Origin of the sequence: Streptomyces sp. NPDC102406, from assembly GCF_044765725.1 — a bacterium.
GTDB lineage: Bacteria > Actinomycetota > Actinomycetes > Streptomycetales > Streptomycetaceae > Streptomyces.
Genome location: NZ_JBIWKP010000016.1, coordinates 1 through 18394, shown reverse-complemented (window position 1 = coordinate 18394; position 18394 = coordinate 1). Strand labels below are relative to the sequence as shown.

At 70.5% G+C, this 18394-nt stretch carries 20 protein-coding genes; 15 read left to right on the top strand and 5 right to left on the bottom strand.

Annotated features, from left to right (window positions below):
• Positions 1–78: 78 nt before the first annotated feature.
• Entirely contained in the window at positions 79–2616 is a 2538-nt protein-coding gene (locus ACIRF8_RS35020) for a discoidin domain-containing protein (protein WP_404221821.1), read from the top strand.
• 73 nt (positions 2617–2689) lie between these two features.
• Here ACIRF8_RS35020 and ACIRF8_RS35015 read toward each other — a convergent pair whose 3' ends face one another.
• On the bottom strand, positions 2690–4159 hold the full coding sequence (locus ACIRF8_RS35015; protein ID WP_404222003.1) for an MFS transporter: 1470 nt from the start codon (positions 4157–4159) through the stop codon (positions 2690–2692).
• A gap of 150 nt (positions 4160–4309) precedes the next feature.
• Between ACIRF8_RS35015 and ACIRF8_RS35010 the strand changes: the two genes are divergently transcribed.
• Positions 4310–4876 (top strand): TetR/AcrR family transcriptional regulator, encoded by a 567-nt coding sequence (locus tag ACIRF8_RS35010; protein ID WP_404221819.1) that lies wholly within the window; start codon positions 4310–4312, stop codon positions 4874–4876.
• Between the two features lie 24 nt (positions 4877–4900).
• Here ACIRF8_RS35010 and ACIRF8_RS35005 read toward each other — a convergent pair whose 3' ends face one another.
• The 3 genes from ACIRF8_RS35005 to ACIRF8_RS34995 form a co-directional block, all read right to left on the bottom strand.
• Positions 4901–5365: an iron chaperone gene (locus tag ACIRF8_RS35005; protein ID WP_404221817.1), complete on the bottom strand. Its 465-nt coding sequence runs from the start codon at positions 5363–5365 to the stop codon at positions 4901–4903.
• A gap of 70 nt (positions 5366–5435) precedes the next feature.
• A complete protein-coding gene (locus tag ACIRF8_RS35000; RefSeq protein WP_404221815.1) occupies positions 5436–5936 on the bottom strand; it encodes a helix-turn-helix transcriptional regulator in 501 nt (166 codons plus the stop codon).
• A gap of 75 nt (positions 5937–6011) precedes the next feature.
• Positions 6012–6422 carry a VOC family protein gene (locus tag ACIRF8_RS34995; RefSeq protein WP_404221813.1) on the bottom strand — a complete coding sequence of 137 codons (411 nt, stop codon included), beginning with the start codon at positions 6420–6422 and terminating at the stop codon, positions 6012–6014.
• A 128-nt stretch (positions 6423–6550) separates the two neighbouring features.
• Between ACIRF8_RS34995 and ACIRF8_RS34990 the strand changes: the two genes are divergently transcribed.
• From ACIRF8_RS34990 to ACIRF8_RS34950, 9 genes are all read left to right on the top strand, one after another.
• On the top strand, positions 6551–6838 hold the full coding sequence (locus tag ACIRF8_RS34990) for a hypothetical protein (protein WP_404221811.1): 288 nt from the start codon (positions 6551–6553) through the stop codon (positions 6836–6838).
• A gap of 174 nt (positions 6839–7012) precedes the next feature.
• The gene (locus ACIRF8_RS34985) at positions 7013–8251 is read left to right on the top strand and encodes a cytochrome P450 (RefSeq protein WP_404221809.1); all 1239 of its coding nucleotides are present in this window, start codon (positions 7013–7015) and stop codon (positions 8249–8251) included.
• A 44-nt stretch (positions 8252–8295) separates the two neighbouring features.
• Positions 8296–8742, top strand: coding sequence for a DUF6098 family protein (locus ACIRF8_RS34980; RefSeq protein ID WP_404221807.1), 447 nt, complete (start codon positions 8296–8298; stop codon positions 8740–8742).
• A gap of 306 nt (positions 8743–9048) precedes the next feature.
• Positions 9049–9270 (top strand): hypothetical protein, encoded by a 222-nt coding sequence (locus tag ACIRF8_RS34975; RefSeq protein ID WP_404221805.1) that lies wholly within the window; start codon positions 9049–9051, stop codon positions 9268–9270.
• An 83-nt stretch (positions 9271–9353) separates the two neighbouring features.
• A complete protein-coding gene (locus tag ACIRF8_RS34970) occupies positions 9354–10091 on the top strand; it encodes a DUF6766 family protein (RefSeq protein ID WP_404221803.1) in 738 nt (245 codons plus the stop codon).
• Positions 10092–10478: 387 nt separating this feature from the next.
• Complete coding sequence (locus ACIRF8_RS34965; protein WP_404221801.1) at positions 10479–11102, top strand: sigma-70 family RNA polymerase sigma factor; 624 nt, start codon at positions 10479–10481, stop codon at positions 11100–11102.
• An 18-nt stretch (positions 11103–11120) separates the two neighbouring features.
• Complete coding sequence (locus ACIRF8_RS34960) at positions 11121–11780, top strand: hypothetical protein (RefSeq protein WP_404221799.1); 660 nt, start codon at positions 11121–11123, stop codon at positions 11778–11780.
• Between the two features lie 82 nt (positions 11781–11862).
• Positions 11863–12147, top strand: coding sequence for a hypothetical protein (locus ACIRF8_RS34955; RefSeq protein WP_404221797.1), 285 nt, complete (start codon positions 11863–11865; stop codon positions 12145–12147).
• 295 nt (positions 12148–12442) lie between these two features.
• Positions 12443–12703: a hypothetical protein gene (locus ACIRF8_RS34950; protein ID WP_404221795.1), complete on the top strand. Its 261-nt coding sequence runs from the start codon at positions 12443–12445 to the stop codon at positions 12701–12703.
• A 49-nt stretch (positions 12704–12752) separates the two neighbouring features.
• Here the strand turns inward: ACIRF8_RS34950 and ACIRF8_RS34945 are convergent, their stop codons facing one another.
• Positions 12753–13421, bottom strand: a complete 669-nt coding sequence (locus ACIRF8_RS34945) for a class I SAM-dependent methyltransferase (RefSeq protein WP_404221793.1) — start codon at positions 13419–13421, stop codon at positions 12753–12755.
• Between the two features lie 108 nt (positions 13422–13529).
• Here ACIRF8_RS34945 and ACIRF8_RS34940 point away from each other — a divergent pair, with 108 nt between their 5' ends.
• The 4 genes from ACIRF8_RS34940 (at position 13530) to ACIRF8_RS34925 (ending at position 18167) form a co-directional block, all read left to right on the top strand.
• Positions 13530–13919 carry a VOC family protein gene (locus ACIRF8_RS34940; RefSeq protein WP_404221791.1) on the top strand — a complete coding sequence of 130 codons (390 nt, stop codon included), beginning with the start codon at positions 13530–13532 and terminating at the stop codon, positions 13917–13919.
• A 447-nt stretch (positions 13920–14366) separates the two neighbouring features.
• Complete coding sequence (locus tag ACIRF8_RS34935; RefSeq protein WP_404221789.1) at positions 14367–15779, top strand: family 2B encapsulin nanocompartment shell protein; 1413 nt, start codon at positions 14367–14369, stop codon at positions 15777–15779.
• Between the two features lie 134 nt (positions 15780–15913).
• Entirely contained in the window at positions 15914–17263 is a 1350-nt protein-coding gene (locus ACIRF8_RS34930; RefSeq protein WP_404221786.1) for a family 2 encapsulin nanocompartment cargo protein terpene cyclase, read from the top strand.
• Positions 17264–17279: 16 nt separating this feature from the next.
• Complete coding sequence (locus ACIRF8_RS34925; protein WP_404221784.1) at positions 17280–18167, top strand: geranyl diphosphate 2-C-methyltransferase; 888 nt, start codon at positions 17280–17282, stop codon at positions 18165–18167.
• Positions 18168–18394: the final 227 nt, after the last annotated feature.

The window sequence follows — 18394 nt, the reverse complement described above, 5'->3', positions numbered from 1 at the left end:
CCCTTTACACTCCCCCGCCCTATTGGCATGGTCATGCCCTCATCTGCGCACCTGTCGCGGAGTCTCCGGGGGGATCTCATGCTGACCCGTCTGCTCAAGCCCTTTCCGCACGGCCGACTCAGATCCACCGGGCTCATCGCCCTCGCGCTCGCCGCCGTCGTCGCCGCGCTGCTCCCGTTGACGGGAGGCGGTCGCGCCACGGCGGCCATCGGCTCCGCCGAAGCCCCTGACCCGCACCATCCGATGGCGGCGCCGCACGAGCCGGTGGTCCCGGCCGACGCCGTGGAACCGACCGCCCCCGTACTGCCGAGGGACGGCTGGACCGTGTCCGCGAGCGACGAGGAGACGGCGTCCGAGGACGGGCGCGCCGTGAACGTGCTCGACGGCAGCGCCGCCACCCTCTGGCACAGCAGGTGGAGCGGCACCGCCGCGCCTCTGCCGCACACCCTCACCGTCGACATGCACCGCACCGCTGTCGTATCCGCGCTCGTCTACCAACCCCGTACCAACAGCGCCAACGGCAGGGTGGGTTCGTACGCCATTCATCTGAGCGCCGACGGTACGAACTGGGGCCCCGCCGTGGCCTCCGGCACCCTGGGCGACGACGCGACCGCCAAGACCCTGAGCTTCGCCGCGCAGGGCGCCCGCTATGTGCGGCTCACCGCGACGAGCGAGGCCGGGAACCGCGGCCCCTGGTCGTCGGCGGCCGAGATCAACCTGCTCGGCGATCCCGGCTCCCCCGCCTCGGTGGTCGACCTGCCGCGCACCGGGTGGACCGCGACGGCGAGCGACCAGGAGGCGAGCGCCTCGGCGGACGTCGCCGCCAACGTCCTCGACGGCAACGGGGACACCATCTGGCACAGCCGTTACTCCGGCACCGCGGCGCCGTTGCCGCACAGCGTCACCATCGACATGAAGAGCGCACGCGACGTCTCGGCCCTCACCTATCAGCCGCGCAGGTCGGGCGCCAACGGCCGCATCGGCGCCTACACCGTCACGACCAGCACGGACGGCACCACGTTCGGGGCGCCCGTCGCGAGCGGTACCTGGAAGGACGACGACACCGTCAAGGGCGCCACCTTCTCCCGTACGGTCAGCGCGCGGTACGTACGTCTGACGGCCACGACGGAGGCGGGCGGGCGCGGGCCGTGGTCGTCGGCGGCGGAGATCCGGCTCAGCACTCCGGCGAATCCGGCGACCGCCGGCTCCTGGGGCCGGGTCACCGGTTTCCCGCTGGTGCCCGTGGCGACCGCCCTGTTGCCGAACAACAAGCTGCTGGCGTGGTCCGCGTACGGTGTCGACCGCTTCGGGGGAAGCAACGGCTACACCCAGACCGCGATCATGGATCTCACCACCGGGGCCGTCACACAACGGCGGGTCGACAACACGAAGCACGACATGTTCTGTCCCGGCATCGCGGTCCTGAAGGACGGCCGCGTCCTGGTCACCGGCGGCAGCAACGCCGAACGGGCCAGCATCTACGATCCGGCGACCGACACCTGGTCGGCCACCACCGACATGAACATCGCCCGCGGCTACCAGGCCATGACCCTGCTCTCCACCGGTGACGCCTTCGTCCTCGGCGGCTCCTGGAGCGGGGGCCAGGGCGGCAAGGACGGCGAGGTCTGGTCCGCGGCCACCGGCACCTGGCGGAAACTGCCCGGCGTGCCGGTGACCACCACCATGACGGCCGACCCGGCGGGGCCCTACCGCGCCGACAACCACCAGTGGCTGCACGCCACTTCGGGGGGCCGGGTCCTCCAGCTCGGGCCGAGCAAGCAGATGAACTGGATCTCCACCCAGGGAGACGGCTCCGTCACCGCCGCCGGTACGCGGGCCGACAGCGCGGACGCCATGAACGGCAACGCCGTCGCCTACGACATCGGCAAACTCCTCACCCTCGGCGGCGCGACGGCCTACGAGAACACGACGGCCACCCGGCGCGCCTACACCGTCGACCTGAGCGGCGGCGGCACACCGGTCGCCGCGCGCACCGGTGACATGGACTTCGCCCGTTCCTTCAGCAACAGCGTGGTCATGCCGGACGGCAAGGTCGCCGTGTTCGGCGGGCAGTCCTACCCGGTCCCGTTCAGCGACGCGACCTCCTCGCTCACACCGGAGATCTGGGACCCGGCGACGGGGCGGTTCACCCGGATGGCGAGCATGGCGGTGCCGCGCAACTACCACAGCGTGGCCAATCTGCTGCCCGACGGGCGCATCTTCTCCGGGGGCGGCGGCCTGTGCGGCGACTGCGCCACCAACCACGCCGACGGGGCCGTCTTCACGCCGCCCTATCTGCTCAACGCCGACGGCACCGAGCGCCCCCGCCCCGTCATCACCGGCACGGTCCCCGCCCACGTGGCCGCCGGGGCGGCCCTGCCCGTGACGACGGACTCGGCGGTCACCTCGTTCGCCCTGGTACGGGCGGGCGCGGCGACGCACTCGACCGACAACGACCAGCGGCGCGTACCGCTCACGTTCACCCGTGACAGCGCCACGTCCTACACCCTCAGCATCCCTTCCGACCCGGGAGTGGCACTGCCGGGCAGTTACTTGCTGTTCGCGCTGAACTCGGCCGGGGTGCCGAGCAAGGCCCGTATGGTCAGCGTGGGTTGACCGCGCACAGGTTGTCGCCCCCGCTCGCGAGGAGGTGTGGGGGCGACAGCCTGTGTCCCGGGCGGGGGTGAGGTCAACGGCTCTCGGCGGGTGCTTCGTCGACGCTGGTGACCGGGGCCGGATCGGCGGAACGTCGCTGCGCCGCGGGGCCCTTCGCGGGTGTCGATCTCACCAGCCACAGGCCGGTGACCGCGGCGGTCGCCAAGGTGACGGCACCGGCGACGACGAAGGCACTGTCGAGACCGGTCTCGAAGGAGGCACCGCCGGACTGTTGGCCGCGGACGACGGCTCCGAGGACCGCCACGCCGAGCACCGCCCCGATCTGCCGGGTGGTGCTGCTGATGCCGGAGGCGAGGCCGCCCTCCTGCGGGTCGACCGCCTGGATGGCGGCTCCGGTCAGCGGCGACAAGGTCAGGGCGAAGCCGGTACCGACGACACCGAGACGCCACCAGACGTTGCCGTAGCCGGTGTCGGCGTGCACCGTGCCGAGCGCGAGCAGCCCGAGCCCGGCCAGCGCGAGGCCGACGCCGACCACGCCGCGGAAGCCGTACCGGGCGGCGAGCCGACCCGCGTACGGGCTGACGAGCACCATGGCGAGGGAGACCGGCAGGGTCTGGAGACCGGCGCGCAAAAGCGAGCTGCCCTGCACGTACACGAAGAACTGGGAGAAGAAGAACGAGGAGCCCATGAGCGCGAACCCGACGACGACCATGGCGGTGTTGGAGACGGTGAACAGGCGCTGTCTGAACAGCCGCAGCGGCAGCATCGGCGCCGGGTGACGCGCCTCCACCGCGAGGAACGCGGCCAGGAGCAGTACCGCTGCGGTGAAGCTGCCGAGGATCACCGGTGACGTCCAGCCGTGGGCACCGCCCTCGATCAGCCCGTACGTCGCCGTCCCGACCGCCAGGACGGACAGCACCGTTCCTGGGACGTCGATGGCGGGGGCGTTCGGGTTGCGGGACTCCTCAAGGCTGCGCAGGCCGAGGAACAGGAGGGCGAGACCGATGGGCAGGTTGACCAGGAAGATGGCGGGCCAGCCGAAAACCTCGGTCAGGAGGCCGCCGGCCACGGGGCCCGCGGCCAGGCCGATGCCGCTGAACCCGGCCCACAGTCCGATCGCCTTGACGCGGTCTTGCGGCACGGGGTGGGCGGCGGCGAGCAGGGCGAGCGAGGCGGGGCTGAGCGCCGCGGCCCCGATGCCCTGCAACACCCGGCCGGTGACCAGCCATCCCATCGAGGGGGCCAGGCTGCACAGCACCGACGCGGCGGTGAACACCACCACCCCGGTCAGGTACACCCGTTTGCGGCCGAACCGGTCGGCGAAGATGCCGCCGGACAGCAACAGCATGGCGACCAGCAGGACGTAGGCGTCGACGATCCATTGCAGACCGGTCAACTGCGTGTGCAGCCGCTGCTGCATGTCGGGCAGCGCCGCTCCGACGATCGTGTTGTCGAGCAGGACCATGAACTGGCCCAGGCAGGTCACCGTGAGCAGCACGGCCCGGTTCGACCGGCTGCCCGCGGTCGCATGCGATACGGAGATGGCAATTCCTCTCGATCGATGTCGCGCCCGGCCGCGGTCGACGTACATGACGGCACACCCGAGCGCACTAACGCAGTCAGTGACTGCGTTAGTGGACTATAGAGAGGGTCGCCTCGCAAACGCAAGTACCGACTGCGTTAAGGTGGTGGCATGAACGAGCGACAGTCGGCCCGGCGGCCGGGCGGACGCAGCGCCCGCGTCGGCGCGGAGGTGCACCGGGCCGTCACCGAACTGGTCGGCGAGCGCGGCTACGGCCACTTCACCGTCGGCGACGTCGCGGCCCGCGCGGGCGTGGCGGACAGCAGCGTCTACCGCCGCTGGGGCAGCCTGGAAGCGCTGCTCGCCGACGTGGCGCTGACCCGCCTCAACGCGCAGTCACCGATGCCCGACACCGGCAGTCTCGCCGGTGACCTGCGCACGTACGCCGCCAACGTGGCCCGCGAGATCACCGGGCCCGACGGTCCGGCGGTGCTGCACCTGGCCGTCGCGCTCTCCGGCAACGGTCAGCAGGGCCGACAGGCCGGTGACGCCCTGCGCGCCGAGCGCATGCGGCAACTGCAGTCCATGCTCGATCGCGCCCGCGAACGGGGCGAGTCCGTCCCCGACGCGCTCGGCGTGCTGGACCACATCCTGGCCCCCATGTACATCCGCGTCCTGTTCGGCATGGGCCCGCTCACCCCGGACTACATCGACGGGCTGGTCGACCGATTGCTGTGATCTCCGGCAAGGGGGCGACGGGGGTCAGCCCACCGCCTTCTTGACGAGCGCTGCGATGCGCTCCTCGCCGGCGGCCGTCAGCTCCTTCAGCGCGAAGGCCGTCGGCCACAGGGCACCGTCGTCGAGCGCCGCCTCGTCGCTGAAGCCGAGCGTGGCGTACCTGGTCTTGAACTTCTGCGCGCTCTGGAAGTGGCAGACGACCTTGCCGTCCCGGGCGTACGCGGGCATGCCGTACCAGAGCTTGGGGGCGAGGCCGGGGGCGGCGGCCTTGACGATCTGGTGGATCCGCTCGGCGAGGACGCGGTCCGCGTCCGGCATCTCTGCGATCTTCGCGAGTACGTCCTTCTCCGCCGCCGCCTCCTTCTCCGCCCGGGACGCGCCCCGCCGCGCCACCGACTTCTTCTGCTCCTGCGCGTGCTCCTTCATCGCCGCCCGCTCCTCGGCGGTGAATCCGTCGTAACTCTCGGCGGCCGACTTCGTGGACGACATGGTGGTTTCCTCTCGTAGCACGTGGTCAGGGTGGGCTGGGGCGCGAACCGGTGGCGCCCGCGGGCCATGGTCATGACGCTACGGGCTGACGGGCGTCCGGGGCTTCTCGATTCCTGACCGGTCTTGTCACCTGCTTCGCCACGCATGCCGGCATCCCCTCGACGGTGACCGCGGGCCCCGCGTCGGCGCGGTCGCCCCCGGCCTCCGCCTGGTGCCGGAACACGCCGGGCGGCACGCCGACCAGTTCGGTGAAGCGGGTGGTGAACGTGCCGAGCGACGCGCAGCCGACCGCCCAACACACCTCGGTGACGCTGAGGTCACCGCGTCGCAGCAGTGCGGTCGCGCGCTCGATGCGACGTGTCATCAGGTACGCGTACGGCGATTCGCCGTACGCGGCCCGGAACTGCCGGCTGAGGTGCCCGGCGGACATGTGCGCGTCGCGGGCCAGCTCCTCCACGTTCAGCGGCTGCGCGTACTGCCGGTCGATCCGGTCACGGACGCGGCGCAGTCGCGCGAGATCCGTCAGGCGCTGCGCCTGCACACGTGCGCGCCGCCACTCGGGCTGACACATGAGAACCCTCCCCCTCTTCTCAGCTTCCTCCGCCACTCCCACGGACGCCCGGTGTCGCGTCGACGCCCGTGCGGGTCAGCGGAGTTCTTGGATGCGGACCAGATTGCCCGCGGGGTCGCGGAAGGCGCAGTCGCGAATGCCGTACGGCTGCTCGGTCGGCTCCTGGACCACCTCGCTGTCGCCGGCCTGCACCTTCTCGAACGTGGCGTCGAGGTCCCCGGTGGCCAGCAGGATCCAGCCGTAGGTGCCCTTGGCCATCATCTCGGTGATCGTGCGGCGCTCGTCCTCGGTGATGCCCGGGTCGGCGGCGGGCGGCGCCAGGAGGAGCGCCGTGTCGGGCTGCCCGGGCGGACCGACCGTGATCCAGCGCATCCTGCCCTGACCGACGTCGCTGCGTACCTCGAAGCCGAGGACGTCGCGGTAGAAGGCGAGCGACGCGTCCGGGTCGTCGTGCGGCAGAGAGCTCGTGTGAATCGTGAGGTCCATGACGGGCACATTAGAGGCAGTCCGGGCACCGCGCTTCTCGATTCCTGATCGCTTGCCCGTCGTCCCAACTCCCCCCGGCGGCTGCCGATCGCCGCCGTCCCTCGCGCCACACGTGAGATCATCCGTCCATGAGCAGCGACCTCGAAGTGAGCGCTCTGGCCATCAACGTGACGATTCCGCAGGCGCTGCGCTGGACGGACACCCGACGCGGTCAGACGTTCACGCTGACCACACTCAACGTCCGGCTCCTCCCGGACGGCCGACTCGCAGCGAAGGCCTACGGGCGGCCCGTCGGCGGCGGCCGGGGCGCATACGTCTCGTTCCCCGTCCCCGACGAACCCGAGCTGGCGGCCCTGGTCGCCGACGCGGCCGACCGGGCCGGGGCCCTGTGGGCCGCCCATCGCGGCCTCGGCTGAGAAGGCCGGGGGGCGGCGGACGAGAGGGGCGCCGCTCATCCCCGCGCCGCTCATCCCCGCGCCGACTGCCCGCGCAGTGTCCTCGCCCTGACCGGAGTACGTCCCGGGTGACTGTCGTGACGCGTGGGGCGGGCGTGCCTGTGTTGCCGGAGCCGTTTTGGGAACTTATCGGACATGAGTCCTCATCGTTTGGTTCCCGAGTCGCTGGCCGCGCTGAGCGAGGGTTACGCCTGGCTGCCCGATCTCGCGCGCGCCCAGGGCGACACCACGCTGGCCCTGCGCGTCCTCGGCCGGCCGGCGCTGGTCGTGCGCGGCCCCGAGGCGGTCCGCTTCTTCTACGACGAGCGACACGTCCGGCGGCACGGCGCGCTGCCCGGCCCCGTACTGAGCACCCTCTTCGGCCACGGGGCCGTGCACACTCTCGACGGCGACGCGCACCGGCACCGCAAGTCGCTCTTCCTGCCCCTGCTGGAGGCGGAGGCGGTGGCCGGGTCCGCGCAGCACATCACCGCCGCCTGGGACGAAGCCGCACCGCTGTGGGGCCGACAGCCTCAGGTGGTCCTCTTCGACGCCGCCGCGGAGGTGATCACGCGCGGTGTCTGCCGTTGGGCCGGCGTCCCCCTCACCCACGACGAGGAACGGGTGCTGGCGCGTGACCTCGTGGCGATGGTGGACGGTTTCGCCACGGCGACCGCCCGGCACTGGCGCGCGCGGCAAGCCCGTACCCGCCAGGAACGGTGGTTCGCCGACCTGGTCACCCAGACGCGGGCGGGCCGACGCGAGGTGCGGGCGGGTTCCGTGCTGGACCGGGTCTGCCACCACACCGATGCCTCGGGCGCCGAACTGCCGCCGCGGATCGCCGCGGTGGAACTGCTCAACGTCATCCGGCCGACCGCGGCGCTGAGCTGGTTCGTCGCCTTCGCCGCGCACGCCCTGCACCGCCGGCCCGACAACGCCGACCGGCTCAGGGCGGGCGACACCGCGTTCGCCACCGCCTTCGCGCACGAGGTCCGTCGCTTCTACCCCTTCGCCCCGTTCCTGGGCGGTCGAGCCGTCACCGACCTGACCTGGCAAGGGCGCACGGTCCCGGCGGGCGGACTCGTCCTGCTGGACGTCTACGGCCAGAACCACGACGAACACCTGTGGAAAGACCCGTACGCCTTCCGCCCCGAGCGGTTCCTCGACCACCCGCCCGGCCGGGACGAACTGATCCCGCAGGGCGGCGGCGATCCGAGCGCCGGGCACCGCTGCCCCGGCGAGGCCATGACCGTCGGAATCCTGGAGACCCTGTCCCAGCGGCTGGCCGACCTGCCGTACACGGTCCCGCCACAGGATCTGAGCATCCCCCTCAACCGCATCCCGACCCGCCCACGCAGCGGCATGATCATCACCGTGGCCGCCGCCCGCGCCTGACCGGCGGGGCGTCGCCTCGGCACCGACCTCCAGGGAAAAGGAACATGCACACGGCACTGACGACCCTGCACACCCTCGATGACGTCGCGGACGAGGTGCGTCGGCAGAAGCATCTCTACGTCCGCTGGTCCCTCGGCCCGGAGACGGACCTACGAGTCGGGTCCAGCCGCGACGAACTCACCGGTGTGCCACTGCCCGGCCTGTCCGCCAATTCCCTGGACGTCGAGCCGTGGTGGCAGGAGCGGCCGGTACGCATCTGGGTGGCACGCCGCCTCTACGACTACTGCCACCTGCCGCGCCATCGAGGCACCGGGGTCCGGCCCTGGCTGCTCCAGGGACGTGAGTGTGGGCGCGGCCCGGACAACGAGCCTTTGGTGCGGGAAGTGAAACCGTTGGCCTGGATCGCCCCGGCGGCCATCGACGAGGCCATGCGGGTGATCGAGGAGCAACCCGGCCCCTGGGGTCCGGTGGAACGCTTCGGTCAGCCGTAGCGGCCACGGAGGTCGGGGGCCGGTACGAATGGCGTGTCTGCCGGGAACAGCGGTGCGTGCGGGCCCACGATGGGCAGCACCCCCCTCTCCCGGAAAGGGCGTCGAATGAAGAAAAGGTATCGGCGACTTTGTCGGCTCCTTCTCCCCTGCCCTGCGCTCGCGCTTTTCCTGAGCGCCTGTGGCGGCGGTGCCGGGGAACGCGAGGCAGACGCTTCGGCGGCGGCCGACGCCTTTGAACGGCATCTGGCGGGCCGGGAGCATGCGGCGCTGTGTGCGGCCCTCGCCCCGGAAACGCGGAGCGAGGTGGTGCGGTCGGAGAAGAAGCCGTGCGCCGACGCCATCGGCACACAGGACCTCTCGCCCGCGGGGCCCGTGCGTGATGTCGACGTCTACGGCCGCCAGGCACGGGCCGTGCTGGCCTCGGACACCCTGTTCCTGTCACGGTTCCCCGAGGGTTGGAAGGTCGTCGCCGCCGGGTGCAGGCCCCGCGCCGGACAGCCGTACCAGTGCGCGGTGAAGGGAAGCTGACGGATGCGCACCATGTTCGCGCTCTGCCTGATCTGCGTACTGGGCGGTCTGGCCTACTTCATCGCCGTAGGACTGATGCGGCGATGAACGACAAGAAGAAGGACAAGAAGAAGGACAAGAGGAACGACCAAGCCAAGAAGCACGGTGTGCGTGGTTTCGTGCACGAGAACGGGATGAGCCTGGGTTTCGGTCTCGCCTTTCTGCTCGCGCTGGCCGGGCAGGCCGTCGCGGGATGGTCGGAGTTCAACGATCAGCTCGCCACCGACGGCCTCGCGCAGATCGGCTTCCCCGGCTATCTGGCGTCCTCGGATTTCGCCGTGGACGTGACGGAGAACTGGCAGTCCGAGTACCTACAGTTCTTTCTTTACATCTTCGCCACCGTGTGGCTGCTGCAACGCGGTTCGCCGGAATCGAAGAGCATGGCCGAGGCCGGGCCGGAATCCGACGAGGAGCAGCGCATGGGGGCGCATGCCCGTGCGGACTCGCCCCGCTGGGCCGGGGTGAGCGGACTCCGTCAGGCCGTGTTCTCGCGGTCGCTCGGCCTGGTGATGGCCGCGATCTTCCTTCTGTCGTGGTTCGGCCAGTCCGTCGCGGGCGTCGCCGCCTACAACGAGCAGCAGCTCAGGCAACTTCAGGGCCCCATCGGCTGGGCCTCCTACCTGACGTCCGCGGACTTCTGGAGCCGCACCCTCCAGAACTGGCAGTCCGAGCTCCTGGCCGTCGCCTCCATGGCCATCCTCTCCGTCTATCTGCGTCAGCGCGGCTCCCCGGAGTCCAAGCCGGTCGGGGCCCCGCACACCTCCACCGGCACCGAGGAGTGAGACCGCACGTCGCATCACTCCTGTTCGCTCGTGCCGCAGGATGCGCACGGAGGGTTCCGGTCTCGTACGAGAGGTGTCCGACTTCGCCCAACTGGGTTGTGATGAATGCCACTTGATGCCCCGGAACCCATCATGTGCAGGTAAACGACAGTTCACTCCCGCTGCTCAGGACCCCACTCTGGACTGATGTGCGGCAATCGTGAACACGGTGCGCACTGCCCCATGATCACTAAGTGATTTTTGTTCGCATCACGTTGAGTGAACGGGCGCGATTCTCGACATGGTGGTCACATGAGCCGCCCCGGCTCGACGGTGAGCGCCCCTGGTGGGGGCACGCGCCACCCTTCGGTATGCACAGGGACAGGCAATGATCACTGCGAGGCTCGCGTGACCAATGACGATCACGCGCTGACGGACGCGTTCGGGCTCGCCCACCAGGGCGGCCCCCACCCGACCTCCGCGCCCAGCACAGGACTGCCCATCGACTTCGAGGGCTTCTACCTCGGCCAGCAGGAGTTCTTCCACGCCTTCGCCGAGCTTCACCTCGGCCATCGCGCCGCCGCCGAACGCGTCGTGCACGACGTGTTCCTGGAGATCCTGACGACCTGGAGCGAACTGCTCACCGAGGCCGACATCGAACAGCGCGCGATGGCCGTCCTCAGCCGGCACGTCACCGAGCGCCTCGACCGGGACGGACGGCCACCGGCGTTCGTCATCAACGCCCCCATATCCCGCAACCTGGCGGCGATACGCGCGGAGATGGAGCTGGCACCCAGCAACGCCGGGCTGTACGAGGCAATGCTGGAACTTCCCACGCGGCAGTACAACGCGATCGTGCTCAAGTACGTACTGAACTACCCGGTCCCGCGCATCGCCCGCTACATGGGTCTCGATCCGCGCACGGTGGACTACCACGTACGCAAGGGGCGTGAGCGCCTGCGCGTTCTGCTCCACCTGCCCGTCGACGGGGACCGCCGCAAGAAGGCCGCCTCGATCACCCAGAACACCTAGTAGAAGAGGGGGGACACGATGAAGACGATCGATGAGGTGCTCGCCGACGCGGCCATGCCGGTGACCACACCCAGCAGGTTCGATGTCGGCGCCGCACTGGAGAAGCTCGCCGTCGACGCCGGTCGTACGCGGGCCAGCGCCGACAACCGCCGCGTCGCGCAGGCCGCCCAGCGGCTGACCGTGATCGCCCGCTGGATCCTCAGCGCGCCGCACGCCGCCCACCACGTCGACCAGCTCGCCCAGGGCGACCCCGACCTGCCCGTCGAGGAGGACAACCTCGATGTCGAAGGCGCCGCGGTGTTCGCCTCGCTGCTCCATCTGACCGGACAGCATCCCGAATCGGCGCAATTCTGGTGGCAGTTGGCGGCCGGGGCCGGGCATCGCGCCGCCGCGTACTGCCTCCATCTGCACCACACCGCCCTCGGCGAACAGCGCGAAGCCGCCCACTGGTGGCACCAGGTCAACGTAGACCTCGGCACGGAACTGGACGACGCCTTCTTCAGCAAGATCGAGGCGTTCGCCCGCTACATGTACCCGCGACCCGACGCGGCCTCCCCGCTCACGGGGGGCCTGGAGATGGAGGTCGACCGGCTCGCCGACGACGGCGCCCCCTGCGTGATCGTGCCCCGTCCCGACCGGCGCCTGGCCCGGGCCCTGCGCGCACACACGCGTACCTGAACCACGCCCGGTGAGTAAGCGACCCGTAGTCCGGCGGCGGTCCGACGACCGCCGTCGGCCTCAGCCCATGGGGGTCTTCCCAGTGAAAAGCACCAAGGAGGCAACCGCCTCCGCTCCACCGGCCGCCGCCGCTGCCTCGTTCTTCGGCATGGCGCAGGCGCTGGTCATCGTGGCGTTCCTCGCCGCGGCCGTCGCTCTGAGCGTCTTCACGCACATGCCCGTGCGTGACGTCCTCCTCCTGCTCGGTGCCGTCGGCGCCGTGGGCGTCGCCGTCATCGTCGCGGCCGACACCAAGGGCGGCAAGGGCGGCGCGGGATTGCTGCGGCGGCTCATCACCGCGGCGCTGAACAACGGCACGGGCACCTGAGGGCGTGGCCCGCCGAGGCGTGATCGGGGCGGCGACGCCGTTCCCTTTCACGCCAGGTCCGAACCAACGGAAGAACACCTTCCATACCGATCCATTCCCTTTCAGGCAGCAACTTGCCCTGCAATCAGCCTGTTTCGAGAATGGCTGCAACAGGCAGGCATCACGTCACGCCCGACGGGCACTCTGAGATCACCCCACAGCTTCACCGTCAGTTCCACGCGCCATCTCCCCCCACTCCTGCCCGGCACACCACCCCCCGGCCCCGCACGGCCGGCACCCCGCCAGGAGTCACCCGGTGACCACCCACACCGCCATAGCCCTCGCCCGCCACGTCGGCCGCATCCTGTGCTGGCATCTCGCACTCGCCATGACCGGCTCCGCCGCCTCGGTCCTGCTCGATGCCGACCGGTACGACCCCGCTCTCTACGCGCTGTGGGCCGCGCTCCCCGTCACCGCCGTCGCCTGGGCCCTCGCCAGGGCCGTCGAGAAGCGCCACCAGCGCCGCGAACGCGACGCCCGGTCCGCCGACTCCGCCGACTGGACCCCGGCCGCCTGACCGGGCGGCGGAGGCGGCCCGGTCGGCGAAGGGACGTACCCTCTGCTCGTCAGGCGGGGCGCCGGGCCATGACGACCACGCCCGGTCCGGTCTGCCCGTCGGCCGCCAGCCGGAGTTCGGCGACCGTGCGCAGCCCGGCCTGTTCGATCAGGTCCACGAGTCGCTCCGGCCGCCACTGGTGCGTGGTCCACCGAACGGGGACCCCTCCGTACGCCTCGGTGCGCTCCACGTCCTCGTCACCGACGTGCGTGGCGGTGAGCAGGTATCCGCCCGGCTTCAGGGCGTACGCGAAGTGGTCGAGAACCTGGGGCAGTACCTCTCGGGGAAGGTTGAACAGCGACCACCATCCGAGCACGCCGCCGAGGGACGCCTCCCCGAGGTCGAGTTCGGTGGCGGAGGCGACGCCGAAGCGGCATCGCGGGTAGAGGCGGCGAGCGTTCTCGATCATGCGGGGCGAGAGGTCCACCCCGGACACGTCGAGTCCGCGCTCGGCCAGGTAACCGGTGACGGTGCCGGGGCCGCAGCCGACGTCGAGGACGGGTCCGAGGGCGCCCACGCTGTCGGCGAAGGCGTCGATGGGCGCCTTGAGCCAGGGATGACGGCGGATGTCCCCCATACCGGTCGTCACCATCAAGTCGGCGTAGTTGTCAGCTACTTGGTCATAGGACTCGCGAACGACGTCGAGGTCGGCCGGGCGGTCAATGGGTTGTACGCGCATCGGCCCACCATAGGACGAGGGTGCTGCGAGCCGTCGGCGTCAGGGCGGTGATCCGTCGTCGGGCGGGAGGCATACTCAAGGTCACGTCCGCACCGCCCCGGGGGAGTCATGACAAGCAGGTTCACCGAGCTGACCATCGACTGCCACGATCCGGAGCGGCTCGCCGCCTTCTGGTGCGAGGTCCTGGACTTCGAGGTGATCGACCGGAGCGAGGGCAAGGTCGAGATCGGCTCCTGGGTGCCGAACGTCGAGGACGTCCGGGCCCGCCAGATGCCACCCACCCTCCAGTTCATCCGGGTCCCCGAGGGCAAGACCGTGAAGAACCGCCTCCACCTCGACATCAGTCCCGTCGACGCCGGCACCGAGGACGAGGTGGCCAGGTTGCTCGGTCTCGGCGCCACCACGACGGACGTGGGCCAGGGCGCGGGCCGGAGCTGGGTGGTCATGGCCGACCCCGAGGGCAACGAGTTCGACGTCTCGCGCACCTTGGCACCGTAGGACCGGGGACGGTACCTGTCCGGTTTCCGACGTCGTGGCACCGGGTCGGCCGCGACGCATACGGGCGGCCATGACGCGCGTGAACGGCAGCGCCAGCGAACCGGTGTCCGCCCCGAACGCCTGCGCTCACCCGTTGACCTGCTGCTACGCCGGTCCGGTGCGCCCTGCGCCGCACCGGTTCCCGGAGGGCGAACGCCTGCCCGCCGTGCGCGAGGACAGATCGCGGGAACTGGGCCGATTCCCACCGTCACCTGCGCAAACATTCAGGCCGCCGCGATCAGCGTATCGGGTTAATGTCGTCGACTTCGCTTGCTCCGACGACCCGCGCGGACCTTACAGTTCTCACGAAATCCGGACGAATTCCCGTACCTGTCCGGGTATTTACTCCTGTCTCCCGTTCGCACCCAGGCATCCGCGCCGCCGCCCGACCAAGGAGAGCTCCTCCCGATGACCGTTGACTCGACTCAGGAAGCTCGCCTGGAGCCGCCCCGGCAGACCAGCCTCGGCACGGCCGCCGCCCGCAACCTCTCCACCACGACCAAGTCCGCCCCGCAGATGCAGGAGATCACCTCTCGCTGGTTGCTGCGGATGCTTCCCTGGGTGGAGACCACGGGCGGGACCTACCGGGTGAACCGTCGCCTGACCTACACCGTCGGCGACGGCAGGGCGGACTTCGTCCAGGAGGGCGCCACTGTCCGGGTCATCCCCAGGGAACTCGGTGAACTGGCCCCGCTCCGGGGCTTCGACGACGTCGACGTGCTGACCGCCCTCGCCGAACGGTGCGTCCAGCGCGACTTCCGGGCCGGTGAGATCCTGGTCGAGCGCGGGGCGCCGGCGGACCGGCTGCACTTGATCGCCCACGGACGGGTCGGCCAGTCCTCCGTCGGGCAGTACGGCGCCGAGGTCGCCCTCGACGTCCTCGCGGACGGCGACCGGTTCGGCGACGACGCCCTGCTCGACGAGGACGCCCGCTGGGAGCAGACCGCGGTCGCCGAGACACCGGGCACGCTGCTCACCTTGTCGCGCGCCGACTTCGCCGCCGTCATGGCCGGCGCGCCGAGTCTGCGGGAGCACGTCGACACGTTCACGTCACTCTCGCATCGCCGCCAGAACCGCAAGGGCGAGGCGGAGATCGCGATGTCGGCCGGCCACCGCGGTGAGCAGGAGCTGCCCGGCGCGTTCGTCGACTACGAGACCAATCCCCGCCAGTACGAACTCTCCGCCGCGCAGACGATCCTGCGGGTCCACACCAGGGTCGCCGACCTCTACAACAACCCGATGAACCAGACCAAGGAGCAACTGAGGCTCACCATCGAGGCGTTGCGTGAGCGGCAGGAGGACGAGCTCATCAACAACCGGGAGTTCGGCCTGCTCCACAACGCCGACTTCAAGCAGCGCGTCCAGACCCACTCCGGCCCACCGACACCGGACGACCTGGACGAGATCCTCTGCCGCCGTCGCGGATCGAAGTTCTACCTCGCCCACCCGCGGACCATCGCGGCGATCGGTCGCGAGTTCAACGCGCGCGGACTCTACCCGGACCATGTCGACGTCGGTGGCCAGCAGGTCCTGGCGTGGCGCGGAGTGCCGATCCTGCCCTGCAACAAGATCCCCATCACGAAGGAGCGGACCAGCTCCATCCTCATCATGCGTACCGGCGAGGAGAACCAGGGCGTCATCGGTCTGCGCCAGACCGGCCTGCCGGACGAGTACGAACCGGGGCTGTCGGTCCGCTTCATGGGCGTCGACGAGAAGGCGATCACCTCGTACCTGGTCAGCACCTACTACTCCGCCGCGATCCTCGTGCCGGACGCGGTCGGTGTCCTGGAGAACGTGCAGATCTCGCACTGGCCCAGGTAGCGGAGCCGACCGCACCGCACGGCGGACCGCCTTCGCCTCGGCGTCGGGACGTGGACCGCGTGGTGGATCACGTCTGCCCCGAAGCGGCCAGGGAGAGCCGCCCATCCCAGCAAGGAGCCCTCAAGGAGACATGGATGCCCCCGTCTGAGCCGACGCCTCCTCAGCCGAGCCCACCGGAAACACACCCCCGTTACGGGGCGCAGGTCCTCCTCGACGCCGCGGCCCGCGCACGCGACATCGTCGCCCTCACCGGCGGCCCGCCCGGTGCGCCCTCTCCGCCCGCCACGCCCCCGGCACCCGCGCCCGCCCCGCCTCCCTCCGACACACCGCCGGCCGCGGCCTCGGCGCCCACTACGGTGCCGGTCCCGGTCCCGGCGCAGAGCACCGGCTTCGAGCGGGTCCTGCGTGGCCCGAGCGGTCTCGGCACGGCGGGCCTGCGCCTCAGTCCACGGCCCTCGCACCACCCCGAACCCCCGGCTCCCGCCCCGGCGCCGCCTGCCGCGCACGGTACGCCGATCCCCGGCCTGTACCACCACCCGGTGCCCGACCCCGATCCCGTACGGGTCGAGGAGGTCAGCCGCAGGATCAAGTCCTGGGCGCTCGACGAGGTCTCCCTGTACCCCGACGACTGGGAGGAGGAGTTCGACGGGTTCTCCGTGGGCAGCTACATGGTCGGCTGCCATCCCGACGCGCCCACCGTCGACCACCTGATGATCGCCACGCGGCTGATGGTGGCCGAGAACGCGGTGGACGACTGCTACTGCGAGGATCACGGGGGTTCGCCCATCGGCCTCGGCGAACGCCTGCTGCTGGCGCACACCGCCCTCGACCCCCTGCACACGACGCGGGAGTACAGCCCGGACTGGGAGAAGTCGCTCCACGCGGACGCGCCGCGACGGGCGTACCGCTCCGCGATGGAGTACTTCGTCCGGGCGAGCAGCCCGTCCCAGGCCGACCGGTTCCGGCACGACATGGCCCGGCTGCACATGGGCTATCTCGCCGAGGCCGCCTGGGCGCAGCTCGACGCCGTGCCGGAGGTGTGGGAGTACCTGGCGATGCGCCAGTTCAACAACTTCCGTCCCTGCCCCACCATCACCGACACCGTCGGCGGCTACGAACTGCCTGCGGATCTGCACGCGCAACCAGCCATGCAGAAGGTCATCGCGCTCGCGGGAAACGCGACGACCATCGTCAACGACCTGTACTCCTACACCAAGGAACTCGACGCTCCCGGCCGGCACCTGAATCTGCCGGTCGTGATCGCGGAACGTGAGGGCCTCTCCGACCGGGACGCCTATCTGAAATCGGTCGAGGTCCACAACGACCTCATGCACGACTTCGAGGAACACGCCGCGGCGCTGGCCGCCGACTGCCCGCTGCCGAACGTGCAGCGCTTCCTGCGCGGTGTCGCCGCGTGGGTCGACGGCAACCACCACTGGCACCAGAACAACACATATCGCTACAGCCTGCCCGACTTCTGGTAGGAGATTGGATCCCTCTGTGACCAGCACCGAACTCACCGAACCCGCCCAGAACATGTCCCTGTTCCTCCCCAGCCCGGCCACGCCCTACCAGGGTGACATCGCCCGCTACTGGGACAAGGAAGCGCGGCCCGTGAACCTGCGGCTCGGCGATGTCGACGGGCTCTATCACCACCACTACGGCATCGGTGAGGTCGACCGCTCCGCGCTCGGCGACGGCAGGAGCCCCGACAGCGAGCAGAAGTTGATCGCCGAGCTCCACCGGCTGGAGTCGGCGCAGGCCGACCTCCTGCTGAAGCACCTCGGCGACATCGGACGCGACGACACCCTGATGGACGCCGGTTGCGGCCGGGGCGGCTCGATGGTGATGGCGCACCAGCGTTTCGGGTGCAAGGTCGAAGGAGTGACCCTGTCGGCCAAGCAGGCCGACTTCGCCAACGCGCGTGCCGCCGAGCTCGGCATCGAGGACCACGTCCGCGCTCGTGTCTGCAACATGCTCGACACGCCGTTCGAGAGCGGACAGGTCGCGGCCTCGTGGAACAACGAGTCCAGCATGTACGTGGACCTGCACGACCTCTTCGCCGAGCACTCCCGCGTTCTCGAGGTCGGGGGTCGCTACGTGACCATCACCGGCTGCTGGAACCCGCGGTACGGCCAGCCCTCGAAGTGGGTGTCCCAGATCAACGCGCACTTCGAGTGCAACATCCACTCGCGCCGGGACTACCTGCGCGCCATGGCGGACAACCGCCTCGTGCCGCAGGCCGTCATCGACCTCACCCCCGACACGCTCCCCTACTGGGAGTTGCGCGCCACTTCTTCGCTGGTCACGGGGATCGAGGAGGCGTTCATCAACTCTTACAGGAACGGGTCGTTCCAGTACGTCCTGATCGCGGCCGACCGCGTCTGAGCATCCGCGAACTCGCCTCGGCGACAGGTGGCGGGGGGGGCGCCCCCCGCCCCCCCCCCCGGGGGGGGGCGGGGGGGGGGGGGGGCCGCCGGGGGGGGGGGGGGGGGGGGCCTTTGGGCGCGGGGGGGGGGGGGGGGAGGCTGAGGAGGCGGAGGAGGAGGCCGAGGCGGGGGCCTCTGGGATGCCCGACGCGGCGGCATCCGGGGCGGCGGCATCTGGGGCGGCGG